This is a genomic window from Haloferax sp. S1W, assembly GCF_044593955.1.
Classification (GTDB): domain Archaea; phylum Halobacteriota; class Halobacteria; order Halobacteriales; family Haloferacaceae; genus Haloferax.
Window position 1 is genome coordinate 2,844,658 of record NZ_CP172595.1, and the last position, 17,026, is coordinate 2,861,683.

Annotated in this window: 12 protein-coding genes; 7 read left to right on the top strand and 5 right to left on the bottom strand. The window is 60.8% G+C overall.

All coding sequences use genetic code 11. The annotated features are described in order from the left end of the window. Positions 1 to 42: 42 nt before the first annotated feature. Together ACH9L7_RS14895 and ACH9L7_RS14900 are read right to left on the bottom strand one after the other, a co-directional pair. Positions 43 to 1,050 carry a tyrosine-type recombinase/integrase gene (locus ACH9L7_RS14895; RefSeq protein ID WP_396611474.1) on the bottom strand — a complete coding sequence of 336 codons (1,008 nt, stop codon included), beginning with the start codon at positions 1,048 to 1,050 and terminating at the stop codon, positions 43 to 45. A 347-nt stretch (positions 1,051 to 1,397) separates the two neighbouring features. Beyond that, complete coding sequence (locus tag ACH9L7_RS14900) at positions 1,398 to 2,258, bottom strand: M48 family metalloprotease (RefSeq protein ID WP_396611475.1); 861 nt, start codon at positions 2,256 to 2,258, stop codon at positions 1,398 to 1,400. Positions 2,259 to 2,336: 78 nt separating this feature from the next. Between ACH9L7_RS14900 and ACH9L7_RS14905 the strand changes: the two genes are divergently transcribed. Further along, the gene (locus ACH9L7_RS14905; protein ID WP_396611476.1) at positions 2,337 to 3,662 is read left to right on the top strand and encodes an MFS transporter; all 1,326 of its coding nucleotides are present in this window, start codon (positions 2,337 to 2,339) and stop codon (positions 3,660 to 3,662) included. Positions 3,663 to 3,709: 47 nt separating this feature from the next. On the opposite strand, the gene ACH9L7_RS14910 is transcribed toward ACH9L7_RS14905, so the two are convergent. Continuing rightward, the gene (locus tag ACH9L7_RS14910; protein WP_396611477.1) at positions 3,710 to 4,321 is read right to left on the bottom strand and encodes a metal-dependent hydrolase; all 612 of its coding nucleotides are present in this window, start codon (positions 4,319 to 4,321) and stop codon (positions 3,710 to 3,712) included. Between the two features lie 1,126 nt (positions 4,322 to 5,447). On the opposite strand from ACH9L7_RS14910, the gene ACH9L7_RS14915 reads away from it, so the two are divergent. The 5 genes from ACH9L7_RS14915 (at position 5,448) to ACH9L7_RS14935 (ending at position 13,281) form a co-directional block, all read left to right on the top strand. Beyond that, positions 5,448 to 7,070, top strand: coding sequence for a glycosyl hydrolase family 18 protein (locus tag ACH9L7_RS14915; protein ID WP_396611478.1), 1,623 nt, complete (start codon positions 5,448 to 5,450; stop codon positions 7,068 to 7,070). Positions 7,071 to 7,331: 261 nt separating this feature from the next. Continuing rightward, the gene (locus ACH9L7_RS14920) at positions 7,332 to 9,044 is read left to right on the top strand and encodes a glycosyl hydrolase family 18 protein (protein ID WP_396611479.1); all 1,713 of its coding nucleotides are present in this window, start codon (positions 7,332 to 7,334) and stop codon (positions 9,042 to 9,044) included. Next, entirely contained in the window at positions 9,041 to 10,531 is a 1,491-nt protein-coding gene (locus tag ACH9L7_RS14925; RefSeq protein WP_396611480.1) for a PKD domain-containing protein, read from the top strand. The genes ACH9L7_RS14920 and ACH9L7_RS14925 overlap by 4 nt, the downstream gene beginning before the upstream one ends. A 54-nt stretch (positions 10,532 to 10,585) precedes the next feature. Beyond that, positions 10,586 to 12,007 carry a PKD domain-containing protein gene (locus ACH9L7_RS14930; RefSeq protein WP_396611481.1) on the top strand — a complete coding sequence of 474 codons (1,422 nt, stop codon included), beginning with the start codon at positions 10,586 to 10,588 and terminating at the stop codon, positions 12,005 to 12,007. Positions 12,008 to 12,210: 203 nt separating this feature from the next. Then, positions 12,211 to 13,281 (top strand): glucose 1-dehydrogenase, encoded by a 1,071-nt coding sequence (locus ACH9L7_RS14935; protein ID WP_396611482.1) that lies wholly within the window; start codon positions 12,211 to 12,213, stop codon positions 13,279 to 13,281. Between the two features lie 18 nt (positions 13,282 to 13,299). Here the strand turns inward: ACH9L7_RS14935 and ACH9L7_RS14940 are convergent, their stop codons facing one another. Both ACH9L7_RS14940 and dgoD read right to left on the bottom strand, forming a co-directional pair. Further along, positions 13,300 to 14,043: an IclR family transcriptional regulator gene (locus ACH9L7_RS14940; RefSeq protein ID WP_396611483.1), complete on the bottom strand. Its 744-nt coding sequence runs from the start codon at positions 14,041 to 14,043 to the stop codon at positions 13,300 to 13,302. Between the two features lie 130 nt (positions 14,044 to 14,173). Further along, complete coding sequence (gene dgoD, locus ACH9L7_RS14945) at positions 14,174 to 15,325, bottom strand: galactonate dehydratase (RefSeq protein WP_396611484.1); 1,152 nt, start codon at positions 15,323 to 15,325, stop codon at positions 14,174 to 14,176. Positions 15,326 to 15,479: 154 nt separating this feature from the next. Here dgoD and ACH9L7_RS14950 point away from each other — a divergent pair, with 154 nt between their 5' ends. Beyond that, positions 15,480 to 16,793, top strand: coding sequence for an extracellular solute-binding protein (locus tag ACH9L7_RS14950; protein ID WP_396611485.1), 1,314 nt, complete (start codon positions 15,480 to 15,482; stop codon positions 16,791 to 16,793). The last annotated feature ends 233 nt before the right edge of the window (positions 16,794 to 17,026 follow it).

Consider the following 17,026-nt stretch of genomic DNA (forward strand, 5'->3'; position numbering starts at 1 on the left):
AAAACCCTCGCAAATGTAGTAATATGTCAAATCATATGTGTTTTATATGTCCCGGATGTGGTGTCTCCGCCTCTCTGCCCTCTCCGCACTCGTCCCCTTGTCGTAATGCTTGTCTAGCACCTTCCCGCTCATATTGACCCGCTCTCCAGTCACGTCCTTCGGCTGTCCTGCGTTCCGAGCAGCAGTCACGTACCCGCGACGTAGTGCATGGGGACTCACCGACCCCGGACACTTACACGAGGCATTCCAACTCATGGCCTCACACGTCTCTGGGTCGCGGTCGAAGGGGCACTCTCCGCCGTTGTAGTAGCAGGGTCGAGTCGCCGTGTAGACGTATCGCTGGATAGTCGTACTCACAACTCTTCCACTCTCAGAAGCGAGAAGCGGCGCTCTCCCGTGTTCGTCCTCTACGTCAGGGCGAGTCTGTGTGATGTAATCGGAGACAACCTCAGCCGTCTCAGGAGTGATGAGGACATCTCTCTCGCTCTTCTCTTTGTTCTTCAGTGGGGTTCCCGCTCTTGCTCGATGCCGGAGTTCAAGCGCGGGCCTTCCTTCGTCGTAATCCCCCACGTCCAGAGCCCGAAGACCACTCATCCGCATTCCGGTCTTCCACAAGAGGAGGAGTGTGACGTGCCGCTTGCTCGCGTACTCGTACTTCCTGAGGAAGTCCAGTATCTCGGTGGCTTCGTCCCGCGTCAGTAGGTCGTCGCAAACCTCGTCTTGCTCACTGACCGAGGGTATCCGAACCATGTCTCCCATCCCGCGTGGGACCGCAGCGATATGCTCGCAGAACTCGATGAACTGCTTTATTGTCATCATGTCCTGCCGAGCGGTGATGACCTTGACCTTGGACAGACGGTGTTCCTTGTACCGCTGGATGAGTTCGCTGTCGAGGTCGTTCAGGTTCGTCACCCGCTGGTCGTCTAACCAGTCACAGAACTGGCGCAGGCAGGTCCGGTAGTTCTTGAGGGTCTTCTCGGTGACTCCGGGGTTCTTGTCTTTCAGAAACCGATTCTTCGCTTCGTGGGGAGGTGTCGTTTTCAGGCTCATGTTGTTTCCGACAATTTGTCCACGAAGGAGCCAGCCACACTCGTCCTGAATCGAGCCGATTCAGAGCGGGCACAAAGGCAAACAGGCCGATTTCTGGGTGGCCCAGATTCAAAGCGTGCGTCCTTGGTGCGGTGCGAGCCGGAAGGTGGTGAAACCACCTGACGGCGACGAGAGCCCGGGTTCAAATCCCGGCCGAAGATTGGAAGAGACTCTTCACACCTCACACCGACCTTCAGTCACAACTGTCGTGGCTGTCGGTTTCAGAAGGAACAGACTCGAAGTCGTCACGGGAACGCTATCGCCGGGTGTGCCTTCGAGCAGTGGCGTGGTCGTGTCGGCGACAGCGCTCAATCGAGATGTTCGAGTCGCGCGATTCGCTTTTCCATCGGGGGGTGAGACGCGAATAGTCGGGCGAACAGGCCGCGGTTGTCGCCGAAGATGCAGAGTGCGCTCACGCTGTCGTTGACAGCACTCTGTTCTACCTGTTGGTTGACGTGGCCAATCTTTGCGAGCGCGCTGGCGAGCGCCGCTGGGTTCCCAGTGTACTGTGCAGCGTCTTCGTCGGCGGCGTACTCGCGGGCACGCGAGATGACGAGGACGAAGATAGTGACGAGCAACTGTGCGATAACGCTCGCAATCCAGCCGAGAATCCACCCGGTGAGACCGCCGATGAGTTCGTTGACGACGAAGTAGACGCCCCACCCGAAGAGCATCGCGATACTCTGGCCGATAACCATCGGGAGCACGTCGCGATTCTTGAGGTGGGCGAGTTCGTGAGCGATGACACCCTCGAGTTCGTCGTCGTCGAGTATCTGCATCAGTTCTGTACCGAGGACGACGACACCGCTGGCCTGTCGCCCAACAGCGAAGGCGTTGGGTGCGCCCATGGGCGCGTACATGAGACGGGGCTTGTCGATACCCATGTCGTCGCTCAGTCGCGCAACCGTCTCGTGAACCTCGTCGAACTCGTCTTCGGGCAGATTCTCTGCATTGATACTTCGAAGGGCGAGCCACTTTCCGAGTTTGTACTGGACGCCGACAAACAGAATTGTCAGGCCAACGACGGCGACAGCGGAGCCAACGAATTCCCACACTGCCGTGGCAATGAGCATGTAAAACGCGAAGAGAACTGTTCCGGATACCGCCATCCGTAACTTGAGGCCGGGATGTTTCACATCAGACCCCGATACAGTATTTTCCCTTAACATTTCGGGATTTATTATCAAATTTGATTTCTATTCTCTTTCCTCGGTAGACATTTACACACACGCCCTGTCACTTGAGCCATGGCACGGTTCTCGATTCGGTCGAGCCCGACTCGCTGGCGCTGGGCGCTGTGGGCGCTTTTGGCAGTTGGGTTCATGCTCGTCAGCTTCCACCGGGTGACTTCGGCTGTCCTCGCGGACGACCTCTCGCGGGCGTTCGACACGACCGGCGCGGAACTCGGGTTGCTGCACGCGTCGTTCTTCTACATCTACGCGGGGTTGCAGTTACCGGCGGGTATCCTCGTCGACCGTGTGGGGTCACGGCGGGTCGCTGCCGCGGGATTGGGTGTGATGGCATTCGGGGTGTTCGGGTTCGCACTGGCACCGACCTACTGGCTCGCGTTCGCCTCACGGGCGCTCCTCGGGTTGGGCGGGAGCGTCCTCTACACGGCCACGCTTCGTTTTCTCGCCAACTGGTATCGGCCTGATGAGTTCGCGACGATGACCGGGTGGACCGTCGCCGCGGCGGGATTGGGTGGCGTGCTCGCGACGACTCCCCTAGCCATCGCCATCGAGCAGGCTGACTGGCGGATGGTTCTCCTCGCAATCGGTGTGGGCGGACTCGGTCTCGCTGCGCTGACGTACGCCGCGGTTCGTGACCGCCCCCGCGACGCTGGCTTCGAACCGCTCGACGGGGTCGAACCGCCGTCTTCGACTATCGAGTTTGCCACTGTCGTCGAGAATACGAAACGGGTGCTCGGCGAGCGCGAGACGTGGTTGATGGGCGCGATGCTGTTCCTCGTGATTGGGACCAACTTCACCGTCCTCGGCCTGTGGGGGGTCCCGTACATCGCCGACCTCTACGACGTGTCGGTCCAAACGGCCTCGATGTTCGTCTTCGTCGGCAACGTCGGCTTCCTCTTGGGGTCGCCACTTATGGGGTCGCTCTCCGACCGTCTTGGTCACCGGACGCTCTTCATTCTCGCATCGTGTGTGGTCTTTACCGTCGCCTACGGTCTCATCTTCCTCCTCGTGACCCCACCGTTACTCGTTGCCGGTGGATTGCTCTTCGCTGCGCTGTTCGTCATGGGCGGGGCGGTTATCGCCTTTACCGTGGCCAAGGAACGCCACGACGCGGCGGCGAGTGCCACGGCGACGGGCGCGATAAACAGCCTCGGCTACTTCGGGGCTGCAGTGTTCCCTGCGGTGATGGGCTACGCGCTCGATGCGTACTGGACGGGTGAGACAGTCGCCGGCGCGCGGGTTTACACTCCGGCGGGCTACCGCGTGGCATTCGGTATTGCTACCGCAGCGGGTGTCGTCGCCGTCGGTTGCGCGTATCTCCTTCACCGGAGCGAGTCTCGGGCTGAGTCGCCAGTGACGGAGCACGCCGAACCGACGGACTGACTGCTCAGGGGTCGGTGAAGAAGTCTAAAACGGAGTGGCGCAGTCGACTACCGCAGGTCGCGGATGAACCGTTCTGGCACGTAGTCGACGACGTGGTCGGGCAGCGCCGCCACGAGGCGCTCGGCGGCGACGACCATCGGCTTCCGGAGCAGGACGTAGACGCCCGAGATGGCGACTGCGCCGATGACGAGTAATTCGATGGTGCCGTCGAAGACGAGGACCGGCGGAACCGCGAGGACGAGCGTCAACGCGAGGTCCTCTGGCGACCCGTCGTAGCGAATCAGTCGCTTTGGGGCCAGCCAGCGGCCGTTCCAGTGGTCGTACACGGCGCGCTCGGACGTGCCCAGCCACGGCTTGAGTTCGAGTCCGCCACCGAAAATGTCGGAGACGGAGTGGACGGCGGCGGCCGCGAGGAACAGCGCGACAGCGAGGCTGGTCGTGGTCGGATTCACCGCAGCGACCGCCAGCGCAGGCACGGCGAGGGCGCTGAAGTAGACGGGGAAGTGGAGGGTCTTTCGGTGCCCGGCGTACAGGTCGAAGTCCGGGAACAGGCCGCCGAGCGCGGCCGCGAGAACCGGGATAATCCCGGCCTCGGGGACCAACGCCATCACGGCAGTGCCGAGAGCGACACCCGCGAGGGCGTGAGTGGTGGCCATCATCGGTACCGACCGTACGTAATCTGGAGGAAAAACGATGTCGGTGGTCGTGCTAGCTTCTAGCACGGTGTGTTTGGTGGTGCTATTCACCTTCGCCTCCTTGCTGAATCGCTGGCTCACGGAGTGAGTTGGAATTGACTTTGCATCGCCCGTGTGTTCTGACCATTATTTCGACGTGACCGACTGTCGGATAACAACTCAGATGATGTTTATACTCTACGCGCTTCTCAAAATATCAAAAAGAAGGAAATTAATAGAATCAACAAACATACTATCGTTTGTATTGGCCAGTCATATGCTATCGTGAGGTTTCAAACAGCGGTGTTTTGGTCGTACTTATCTCACTGATTTCATTTTAATTTATTTCCTATACTCTGTCTAAGATGCCTAGATATGCTGTTCAGGGCTGTTTCCCCTCACACTTCGATTTCAATAGTATGTTATTTGTTACGTCGTAGTTCCCCGATTATTGTTTTGGATGGGGTGTGCAGCCACGTCTAAATTCCAGAAATCAATACTATACTATATTTTGAGAAATATCAAGCTAATCTCCAATACTGGATTAAGAAAATCAGTATATTGTTTCTTTATACTTCGTGGTGGCTAACGCCATTACGACCATACGGCCGTAACACTCTGCCCGGTCAAGATGGGTCTCTACCATTACAGGCGTATGGCTGTAATCTATCTTCCTTCCCGAGCGAACTTTCGCACGGCCTCGACCGAGAGACTCGCGCAATCACCTCCGATTTCGCATTACGAAATAATCTGTTGGTGCCGGGTCGGCTGCGAGTCAATGTCGTCTAGTCCTGGATTGACGACAGATATGGCGAAACGGCAGCATATGGTGAGTACAGTGGTTGTCTGTCGGTTTCGCGGTGTCTTACAACTGCTCACCCGACAGTCTCCGGTTGTTACTATTACGAAACAGATGGTGCGAGGTGGTTGCCGAGTTTTAGCGTCGGCACGAACTGAACCCTGTGGGGTCAGAATGGACTGGTCGCACAAATATGCCGGATTGGATATGACTGCCCGTAGATTTATTACCGTCTGTGTGACAATGACTCTACAGGATACGTTCGGCAATGGGAGCATACGGTACTGTTGTCGAGGACGGTCCGCGAGAACCATGAAACAGAGCAGACGAGATTATCTACGAAACACGTCGGCCCTGCTGGCGCTCCTTGGGGGCGCAGGCTCGGCCGTAGCGGCAGAGAACCCCCCGAAGTGGGACCCGGAAGCAACCTACACCAGCGGTGACCGCGTCACCCACGATGGCTACATCTGGGAGGCCAAGTGGTGGACGCGAGGGACAGAACCGAGCACCGACGCGAGCGTCTGGAAGCAAATCGAGAAGGTCGACGATGGCGGCGACGGCCCGACAGCGTCGTTCACCGCGAGCGACCTCGTCATCAATCCGGGCGAGACAGTCGAGTTCGACGCGAGCGGGTCGGGCGACAGCGCAACCCAGTACGACTGGGACTTCGGTGACGGAACGACAGGCTCCGGGAAAGTCGTCTCTCACACGTTCGAATCGGCAGGCAAGTACACGGTCACACTGACCGTCACGGACGATGCCGGTGCGACGGGGTCGACGACGAAAGTCATCACCGCGAGCGACGGCGGAATGCCGACCGACCACCGCGTCGTCGGGTACTACATGCAGTGGGCGCAGTGGGACCGCGAGTACACCCCCGGCGATATCCCGCTGGACAAGGTCACGCACGTCAACTACGCCTTCCTGACCGTCACGGAAGACGGGGCGGTCGATTACATCAACGAGAATGCGGCGTACCGGGTTCTCAAGCCCGAGTCGTGGCACGACCACACCGGGTTCGACGAACTCGTCGACGACCCGACGACGAAGTTCCTGTTCTCCATCGGTGGCTGGAACGACTCGAAGTACTTCTCGAACGCCGCCGAAACCGAGGCAAGTCGCCAGCGATTCGCACAGACCGCCGTCGAAATCATGCGCGAGCACAACTTCGACGGCCTCGACATCGACTGGGAGTACCCCGGCGGTGGCGGCAAGTCGGGCAACATCGTCCGCGACGGCGACAAGAAACGCTACTCCGACCTTCTGGCGGCGGTCCGGGCCGAACTCGACGCTGCCGAGCAAGAGGACGGACAGGAGTACCTCCTGACGACTGCGCTGTCCGCCGACCCGAAGAAGAACGACGGACTCGACCATCAGCGGAACACCGGGCTCCTCGACTTCGTGAACGTCATGACCTACGACTTCCACGGAGCCTTCGACGAGTACACGAACCACCAGAGTCCGCTGTACTACAAGGAGAACGACCCATCACCGCGGGCCGAGGACTTCAACGTCGACGCCGCGATGACGTACTGGGCCAACACCGCGTTCGACAGCTCGCAGCTCTCCATGGGGCTGCCGTTCTACGGTCGGAGCTTCGGCAACGTCGCGAGCAGCGACAACGGTGGTCTGTACCAGTCCTTCGAAGGGTCCCCCGACGGCACGTGGGGACAGGACAACGGTATCATGGAGTTCTGGGACATCAATCAGAACCTCGAACCGAGTTCCGAGTACGAGTACCACTGGGACGACACCGCCAAGGTCCCGTGGATATATTCGAGCAGTTCGGACGTGCTCGTCAGCTACGACAACCCGAAGTCCGTCGGCATCAAGACTGACTACGCCGTCGAAAACGACATCGGCGGGCTGATGTTCTGGGCCTTCTCGGGCGACAAGAACGAAGTACTCCTCGACACGCTGCTCGAACACCTCTGACACCGCGAAACCCTGTGGACGCGTCTCTCTCGGTGCTACCGCGCACCGAGGTACGGCGAACAGCGGCAGCAAAATTCTTTCTAACCCAGACTAAAATTTATTTTTCATCAAAATTTAATAACAGGTAGTAACTACAGGATTCGTCGCCAGCACGTCACAGGAGGCGTGGAAACCGGCAGGGGCAACCGGTACACCGAGTCCCGTGCTCGAACCGGCTGTCTCGGCCGTGACGCACCTGATAGACGAGGGCGATTTCGACCTATGAGACAGAGCAGACGAAGCTACCTACGGAACACGTCAGCCCTGCTCGCACTCCTCTCGGGTGCGAGCGCAACCGCATCGGCAGCAGAGACACCCCCTGCGTGGGAACCCGACGTTGCGTACACGGGTGGTGACCGCGTCACCCACGACGGCTACATCTGGGAAGCCAAGTGGTGGACGAAAGGCGACGAGCCAACCACCGACTCGAACGTCTGGAAGCAAATCGAGGAGGCCGGGGGCGGCAACGGCCTGAAAGCCGCGTTCACCGCGAGCGACACCTACGTCGAACCGGGTGTCGAAGTGACCTTCGACGCGAGCGAGTCCAGTGGAAGCCCCACGAGTTACGAGTGGGACTTCGGCGACGGAGCGACCGGGTCCGGAGAAACCGCGTCGCACACCTACGAGTCGGAACAGGAGTTCACGGTCACACTCACCGTGAGCGACGGCGACGCGAGCGATACGACATCGAAGCAGGTCACCGTCTCACAGAACGCCCCGTCGGAGGAGTTCAGCGTCGTCGGTTACTACCCGAGTTGGAAGGGCAACGAGGACTATCAGTACTATCCCGAGGATATCCCCTTCGACAAGGTAACGGACGTGCTGTACGCGTTCCTCAACGTAAAATCCGACGGCAGCGTGGTTATTCCGGACAGCGAAGTCGACCACGAAGGCCTGCTTCAGTCGTTCGCCGACCTCAAACAGGGTCCGGCGTCGGATACCACGCTCAAACTCTCTATCGGAGGGTGGGCGCTTTCCCCCGGATTCGAAGACGCCGCTGCAACCGAAGCGAACCGGACGCGATTCGCAAACACCGCCGTTTCGCTCATGCGGACGTACGACTTCGACGGCATCGACATCGACTGGGAACACCCCGGCCCGAACCGCGGCGTCTGTGAGTGTGGGAGCGCTGAGGGTCCGGCGAACCACGTTAAACTCCTCAAAGCCGTCCGGAACAAACTCGACGCCGTCGAGGAAGAAGACGGCCGGACGTACTACCTCTCGGTCGCAAATGGCGGGTCTGACTGGAACGCCTCGCTCATCAAGCACCGCGAAGTCGAGCGTGTCGTCGACGACATCTACATGATGGCGTACGACTTCACCGGCGTCTGGCACGAGACTGCCGGGCTGAACGCGCCGATTTACGGCACGCCAGACGACTATCCACCGTCCGGAGACGCCCAGCAGTACACCATCGAGACGACGCTCGAAATCTGGAAGAACCAGGGCTACTGGGTCGACTGGATGCAGTGGGAAGAGTACGGCGAACCCGTCGAAGACCCCGCGAGTCTCGTTTTGGGGCTGCCGTTCTACGGCCGTGGCTGTATCGTCGAAAACGGAATCTGGGACACCTTCTCGCTTTCCGACTGGCAACAGGGTGACCCACAGTACCAAAACGAGGTCATTCCACCGGGAACGTGGAACCACCTCCTCGGTCCCGACCAGGCGAACACCGGCGCGTTCGATTACGGCGACCTCGAAGAGAACTACGAGGGTGCCGACGGTTGGGAGAAGAACGTCAACGAGCAAGGACAGGTACCGTGGCTCTGGAACGAAGAAAAGGGGATATTCATCAGCTACGACGACCCCGCATCCATCGAAGAGAAGGTCAAACTCGCGAAGTCGAGAGGTCTCGGCGGCGTGATGTTCTGGGAACTGTCACAGGACTACAACGGAACCCTCCTCGACGCCATTCACGGGCAGCTAAACCAATGAAACGAAACTCCGACGACCCAAGAGACCGGAACTCCGACAGCCCACGAAAACAGCATCGACGTTCGGTACTCAGGTCGCTCGCTGGACTGACTGGCGTTTTTGGCCTCTCGTCCACCGGTGTCGGGTCGGTTGCGGCGGCCGGAGACCCACCGCAGTGGGACCCTGATTCGGTCTACACCGACGGCGACCGAGTCACTCACGACGCCTACATCTGGGAGGCCAAGTGGTGGACGAAAGGCGACGAACCGACCGACGACGCGAACATGTGGACGGGAATCGAACCCGCCGCCAACGCGGGCGACCCACCGACTGCTGCCTTCGACGTGAGCGCCACGTTCGTCCAACCCGGAACCGAAATACGGTGCGACGCCAGCGCCTCGACTGGTGACCTGAACAGTTACGAGTGGGACTTCGACGACGGAACGACGAAAACCGGACTGACCGCGTCTCACGCCTACGAGGAGACCGGCGAATACACCGTCTCGCTGACCGTGACCGACGCTGACGGGAACACCGCCGACGCGACGGAGCAACTGACAGTCGACGCCGACGGCGTTCCCTCGGCGAATCCGATTCCGGACCGTATCTTCGCCCCGTACGTCGATATGATGCTGGAAGACCAGCTCTCGCTGGCGGAAAACGTCGAGGCGGCGGGAACGGAGTACTTCACGCTCGCGTTCGTCCTCGCGGACGGGAACGGCGACCCGGCGTGGGCCGGAAGCCAGAAGGTCGGCGAACCGAGCAACTGGCTCGATGTCGGCACGCAACTCACTGAACTTCGAGACCAGCACGGCGGTGAGGTCATTGTCTCGTTCGGCGGCCTCAACGGGACGTACCTCGCCGAAGCAACGTCGAGCGCGAGCGAGTTGAAAGACGCCTACGCGACGGTCGTCGATACGTACGACCTGACCTTCATCGACTTCGACGAGGAGTCGCTCATCAGCCGCGACGAGGAGGCGATTCGCCGCCGCAACGAGGCGCTCGTCATGTTGCAAGACGAGTATCCAGACCTGCGCGTCTCCTACACACTCCCGGTGATGCCCTCGGGGTTCCCGGACCACTCCTCGAACGACGTGCTGTTCGTCCTCGAAGACGCCGTCTCGAAGGGCGTCGAACTCGAAGCGGTCAACCTGATGGTGATGGACTACGGCGCGGATATCGAGCCGAACGCCGAAAACGCCATCAGCGCGGCCGAGAGCGTCCACGCACAACTCGGCAACCTCTATCCCGACAAGTCGGCGGCCGAGCGCTGGCGCATGCTCGGACTCACGCCGATGATTGGCGTCAACGACATCGGCGGGACGTTCTATCAGGAAGACGCCCAGCAGGTCCGCGAATTCGCACAGAACAACGACCTCCGATGGCTCTCGTTTTGGGAACTCGTCCGCGACAACGGTGAGGGCGACAAACTCTACGAGAGCACTCTCATCGAGCAGGAACCGTTCGAGTTCTCGTCTATCTTCAACCCCTTCACAGCCGACCAATGACACAGCACCTATCGACGACCCACCAATGACACAACAACCACTCACGACCAAACCATGACACAGCACCGTCGAACCTACCTCAGAACCGTCTCGGCACTCGCCACGTCAGTCGCTGGCGTCGGCGCAGCATCGACCGCAGTCTCGGCTGAGTCGCCGCCGAAATGGGACGAAACCACGCTCTACGAGGAAGGCGACCGAGTCACTCACGACGGATACATCTGGGAGGCCGACCTCTCGTCTCGAAACGCCGAACCGTCCGAAGGGTCGGCCTACTGGTCCAAAGTCGGTCCCGTCGATGGAGGTGGCGACGGCGAGACCCTGACCGCGGCGTTCACTATCGACGACGCGACGGTTACGCCGGATACATCAGTCTCCTTCGACGCGAGCGACTCCTCCGGCACCATCGACAACTACGAGTGGGACTTCGGCGACGGCGAGAGCGCGACCGGAAAGACTGTCTCGCACGCGTTCGCCTCCACGGGGTCGTACACGGTCAGCCTCACTGTCACGGGGTCAGACGGCGCGACGGATTCGACAGACAAGACCGTCACCGTCGAGTCAGCCGATGGCGGCGGCGGGACACCGGACGGTCTCCCGTCGAGCGTGTTCGCGCCCTACGACCACGTCTCTACGAATCCGGAGACTGCCCCGATAGACCACGCAGAGCAGGCCGGAACGAACTACTTCCATCTCGCCTTCGTGCTCGCGGGACCGGACGGGGAACCCGCATGGGACGGCGACGCGAACCAACTCGTCGGCGACTCGTCCGTCGGCGGCTACATCGACGATATCCACACCGCTGGCGGCGAGGTCATCATCGCCTTCGGTGGCGCGGCAGGCCCGTACCTCGCCGACGGAACCGACGACCCGGCGGTCCTCGCCGACCGCTTCGAGGCGGTCGTCGATGCGTACGGTGCGACCCATCTGGATATCGACGAAGAGGCGTTCGCCATGGACACGGTCAAACGCCGGAACACGGCACTCGCGACGCTTCAGGAGCGTCGCCCCGAGGTCAGCGTCTCCTTTACACTCCCGACCTCGACGAAGGGGCTGACCGCACAGGGCAAAGACGTGCTGCAGGACGCCATCGACAAGGGTGTCACCATCGACACGGTGAACATCATGACGATGAACTACGGGTGGGTCGAACCGAGCGACGATATCGTCACCCAGTCGGCCAGTAACCTCCACGACGACCTCGGGACCCTCTTCCCCGACAAGTCGGCCGCCGAGCGCTGGCGCATGGTCGGCATCACGCCGATGATTGGCGTGAACAACGTCGGCGGGAAGTTCACGCAGTCGGATGCAGAGCAGGTCGTCTCCTTCGCACAGGACAACGACATCGGCCTGCTCTCGTTTTGGTCCATCGACCGGGACAACGGAACTGGGTCCGGTGAGGTATCGCCCGTAAAAAGCGGTATCGAGCAGGAACCGTACGAGTTCTCGTCCATCTTCGCTCCCTTCACGAGCGAGTGAGCGACCTCGGGCGGGCGAAACTGCGGTCCACCCGAAGCTATTTCTTCCAACCCAGTGATGTGTTCGGTGATGAACGGCTTACCGAGCCGCCCCTGTGTCGGTGACACTGCGTCACGACACCGGGCACGTCAGTGGTGGACGAACAGTTCGGACACACCGAGAGACGATACACAAGCCGGGCGACTCCGAGGGGTGACCCTGTAATGCGTGCGATTGCGGTCCATCGCGGTGAGGAGTCCCCACGCGTCGTCGATGTTCCGACACCGGAACCCGAAGACGGTGAAGCCCTCGTCAAGACACTCAGAGTCGGCGTGGACGGCACCGACCACGAGGTTATCAAGGGTACTCACGGTGGTTTCCCGCCGGGCGACGACTACCAGATACTGGGTCACGAGGCGGTCGGCGTCGTCGTCGACCCGACCACGACTGGCTTCGAGGAAGGCGACATCGTCATTCCGACCGTTCGCCGACCGCCCGAGGGGACGAACGAGTACTTCGAGCGCGGCGAACCCGACATGGCTCCCGACGGGAAGTACGTCGAACGCGGCATCGTCGACGCCCATGGCTACATGTCGGAGTACTTCACGAGTCCGGCCGAGTTCCTCGTGGAGCTTCCGGAGTCGCTCGTTTCTCACGGCTTCCTCGTCGAACCGATGAGCAACGCGGAGAAGGCTATCGAGCACGCGTTTGTGACCCGGTCGGCGTTCACGTGGGACCCCGACTCGGCGCTCGTTCTCGGAAACGGCCCGCTTGGCCTGTTGACGTTGGCGCGACTCGCCCGCGACGTGGACGAACTCTACTGTCTGGGTCGCCGCGGCCGGCCGGACCCGAGCATCGACATCATCGAAAAACTCGGCGCGACCTACATCGATTCGCGGGAGACGCCGGTCCCGGAAATCCCAGCCGAGTACGGACACGTCGATTTCGCCGTCGAGGCCACCGGCTACGCGAAACACGCTTTCGAGGTTCTCGACGCGCTCGCACCGAACGGCGTGGGTGCGCTTCTCGGCGTCCCCGGCGACTGGGCGTTCGAAATCGACGGTGGGCGACTCCACCGCGAGATGGTGCTCCAGAACAAGGCGCTCGTCGGCAGCGTCAACTCCCACATCCCGCATTTCGAGATGGCAATCGAGACGGTGTCGTCGCTTCCGGACTGGTTCATCGACGACGTGATTACAGAAGTCGTCCCGGCGGAAGCGCCGTCCGCCGCGTTCGAGCGCAGCACCGACCAAATCAAGACGGCCGTCGAGTTCGTCCCGCCGTCCGAACGGTAACTGCACCGTCTCAGCCCGTCAAAGCGATTCTTTGGTTTGCCGGACCGTCCCGAGCAGCATCCCGGGGATGTTTTCTTCGAGTCGTTTACTGCTCAGTCGGTCCGCGTGGCCGACGACGTACACGGCGGCCACTTCGTCTTCGTGTTCGAACGCGACTGCGACCCCGTTTTGATTCGGACGCTGTTCGCCCCGCTCGATGGCGATGCCGCGCTCGCGGATGCTCGCCAGCTCGTCTGCGAGCACCTCGTGGTCAGTAATCGTGTTGTCCGTGCGCGCGGGAAGACCGGCGGTATCGACGACGCCGTCCGCGTCTTCGTCCGAGAGCTGTGCGAGGATTGCCTTTCCCGGGGCGGTACAGTGGAGGTGTTTGTCCATCTCGACCGTCTCCGAGCTATCGCTGGTCGATTGGTAGAGGTTGACGCCGTAGGAGCCCTGCTTGACGAAGAGTCCGGCCGTCTCGTTCGTCGTCTCGGCGAGTTGGTCGATGAGTTCGTTGGCGGCGCGGTAGAGTGGCGACCGGCCACGGATTCGGGTGCCGAACAGCACGAACCGATACGACAGCGCGTATTTCACGCCGACCTTTCGTACGTAACCGAGTTCCCGCAGCGTCGCGAGGTGCTTGTAGGTCGTACTCCGCGTGAAGCCGAGTTCCTCGGCGAGGTCCGAGACGCGAACTGGCGCGTCGCGGTTCGCCATCTCCTCGATGAGAGCGAACGTCTTTTTCGGCGCGGAGAGCGTCGGTACCTGACTCCGGTCGGTCATATCTCGAAGTCGAAGAAGAGCGGTTTAACGGTTTCGTGGCGGACTGCGGCACGACCAAGGCACGGGAGGGTCGGCGGCAAGGGATGGCAGGACTGCGAACCGACTATGTGGCGGGTTGGCTGGAGGGACGTTACCAGTCGGTGATGCTGCCGTCTTCGTTTCGCCACGTCGGGTTGTGCCACTCGACGTGGGCCTTGGAGCGCGCTTCGACGGTCTCTTCGTCGATTGTGATTCCCAGTCCCGGGTCGTCGAGCGTGTCGAGGTAGCCGTCGTTGAAGCTGAAGACGCTCGAATCGTCGAGGTAGTCGTACGCAGGCCCGAGGTCGGGCGAGTGAATATCGAAGCCGTGGTCTTGGACGACGAGGTTCGGAATGTACGTATCGACCTGCACGGAGGCCGCGAGCGCAATCGGGCCGAGCGGGCAGTTCGGGGCGACGCCGACATCGTATGCCTCGGCCATCGTTGCGAGTTTGACCACCTCCGAGATGCCGCCAGCGTGGGAGACGACGGGTTGAATCAGGTCGATAGCGCCCCCGCGGAAGAGGTCCTTGAAATCCCACCGCGAGTAGAGCCGTTCGCCCGCCGCAATCGGCACTGGTGACTGCGTGGCGATTGCCGGGAGGTGTTCGACGTTCTCGGGGAGCACCGGTTCTTCGACGAACATGAGGTCGAGGTCCGAAAGGCGATTGGTGAGGGCCTTCGCCATCGACTTCGAGACGCGGCCGCGGAAGTCGACGCCGATATCGACCGTGTTGTCGACTGCCTCCCTGACCTTGCGAATCCGGTCGACGACTCGCTCTATCGAGGCGGCCGTCTCGATGTGTCGCGTCTGGTTCGTCGCGTCCATCTTCAGCGCCGTGTAGCCGGTGTCCACGAGACGGTGTGCCTCTTCGATAACGTCGGCAGGTCGGTCGCCGCCGACCCACTGGTACACTCTGATTTTGTCACGGCTTTTCCCGCCGAGGAGTTCGTAGACTGGCGCGCCGTAGTGCTTTCCCTTGATGTCCCACAGCGCTTGGTCGATACCCGCGATTGCGCTCATGAGAATCGGCCCGCCGCGATAGAACCCACTTCGGTACAGCGCCTGCCAGTGGTCTTCGATTCGAAGCGGGTCTTTCCCGACGAGGTAGCCGTCGAGCATCTCCGAGACGGCGGCCTTCACCGTTTTCGCCCGCCCCTCGACGATTGGTTCGCCCCACCCGACGAGTCCGTCGTCGGTCTCTATCTTGAGGAACAACCAGCGCGGAGGGAGTTCGTAGAGGTCGTACCCGGTGATTTCCATAGCGCGGTATTGCGACCATGATGTAATAACTCCTCGTGGTGGGGGTCGAGGTGGCCGCGTTTCGGCGTCGAGCGGACATGTTGACCTATCATAAAACGTAACCGGACATAACAATGAATTATAAATAGTGTGATTTCTATAGTGGTACTGTCTCATGGAAGACACTAGCAAGCGTATCCTGTCTCGGAGGCAACTCCTCGCAGGTACCGGCGCTGCGGCGGCGACGGGCCTGACGGGTTGTCTCGGGCAGTTCACCGGCACGACCAGCCAGACCAACGAGGACGTAACGCTCAAAGCTCGTCACTTCGCGACCAACGGCGTCGAGAAATTCTACGAGAAACACGCCACGAAGTTCGAAGAGGAGACGGGCATCACTGTCGAAATCGAGACGATGGGGTGGGGCAACGCGAAGCAAAAACAGCTCAACAGCATCACCAGCCGCGACGGCCCGGACGTTGAGGAAATCGCGTCGACGTGGATGCCCAAGCAGGTGCAGTCGGACGCGTGGATGGACCTGAGCGAACTTGGACTCAATCTCGACGGCGTCTACGACCAACCGACAAACGTCGCCGAACACGGCGGCATCACCGCTGGCTTCCCGTGGTTCTGGGGTCCGCGTGGCCACCTAGTCCATCAGAGTATGCTCGACGAGGCGGGAATTAGCAACCAACCGTCCTCGTGGGACCAACTCGTCGAACAGAGCAAGCAGTTCAAAGAGGCCTATCCGGACAAGCACCTGTTCGGACTGCCGGGAGCGAACAACTGGGCAGTGACCCAGTACTATGCCATGTTCGTCTGGCAAGCGGGCGGAAAACTGCTCTCGAGCGACAATTCGAAAGCGGCGTTCAACAGCGACGCAGCCGTCGAGGCGCTCAACTTCTACAAAGACCTCGCGACGAAGTACAAGGTCGCCCCGAAGGCCTCCGCCGAGTGGGACGGTCCTGCCCGCGATAGTGCGTTCATCAACAAGCGCATCGCGGGGACGTGGGCTTCTCTCAACACGGTCGACAGGGTCGTCAACGAGGGCGATGCGACCCGCGACTCGATGTCGGTGTACAAGCCGCCGGCCGGTCCAAACGGGCAGTCGTCGACGTTCTACGGGGTCAACCTCGTCGGTATCCACCCGTGGACCGACTACCCGGACGCGGCCGCCAAGTGGCTTAAGTACCTGATGCGGCCCGCCGTCAACGCCGACATCGCCTCGATGACCGGCTTCCTGCCGACGATAAAAAGCGGCTTCGACCAGGAGCAGTTCTCCGGACCGCTGTATCAGACGTTCGCCGACGAAGTCCTGCCGGGTGCGAAGACGTTCCCGCAGGTCGTCGGCTGGGGAGAAGTCGAAGGCACCATCAAGAACGCCGTGACCGATGTCCTCACCAAGGGCGTCAGCGGCAACTGGAGTGAGGGCGACACGCAGGCCGCCCTCGACAAGGCGGTCCAGCAGGCCAACAACATCCTGAGCGAATAACCGACCGCGAGCGCGACGACACCCACCACAGCAACTCACAGCAGCACGACAAACACACAGCAACTAACAGCAGCAAAACCACCACACTGCACGCCAAGAACAGCAAACCAGCACACAGTACCAACCAACACCACTCGATATCACACACTGTGTTCCTCCCACATTGGTCTCCGACTCCCACCACACGACTCCCACAGTCAGCACAACCCACCAACCCTCCAACATTTGAGAAC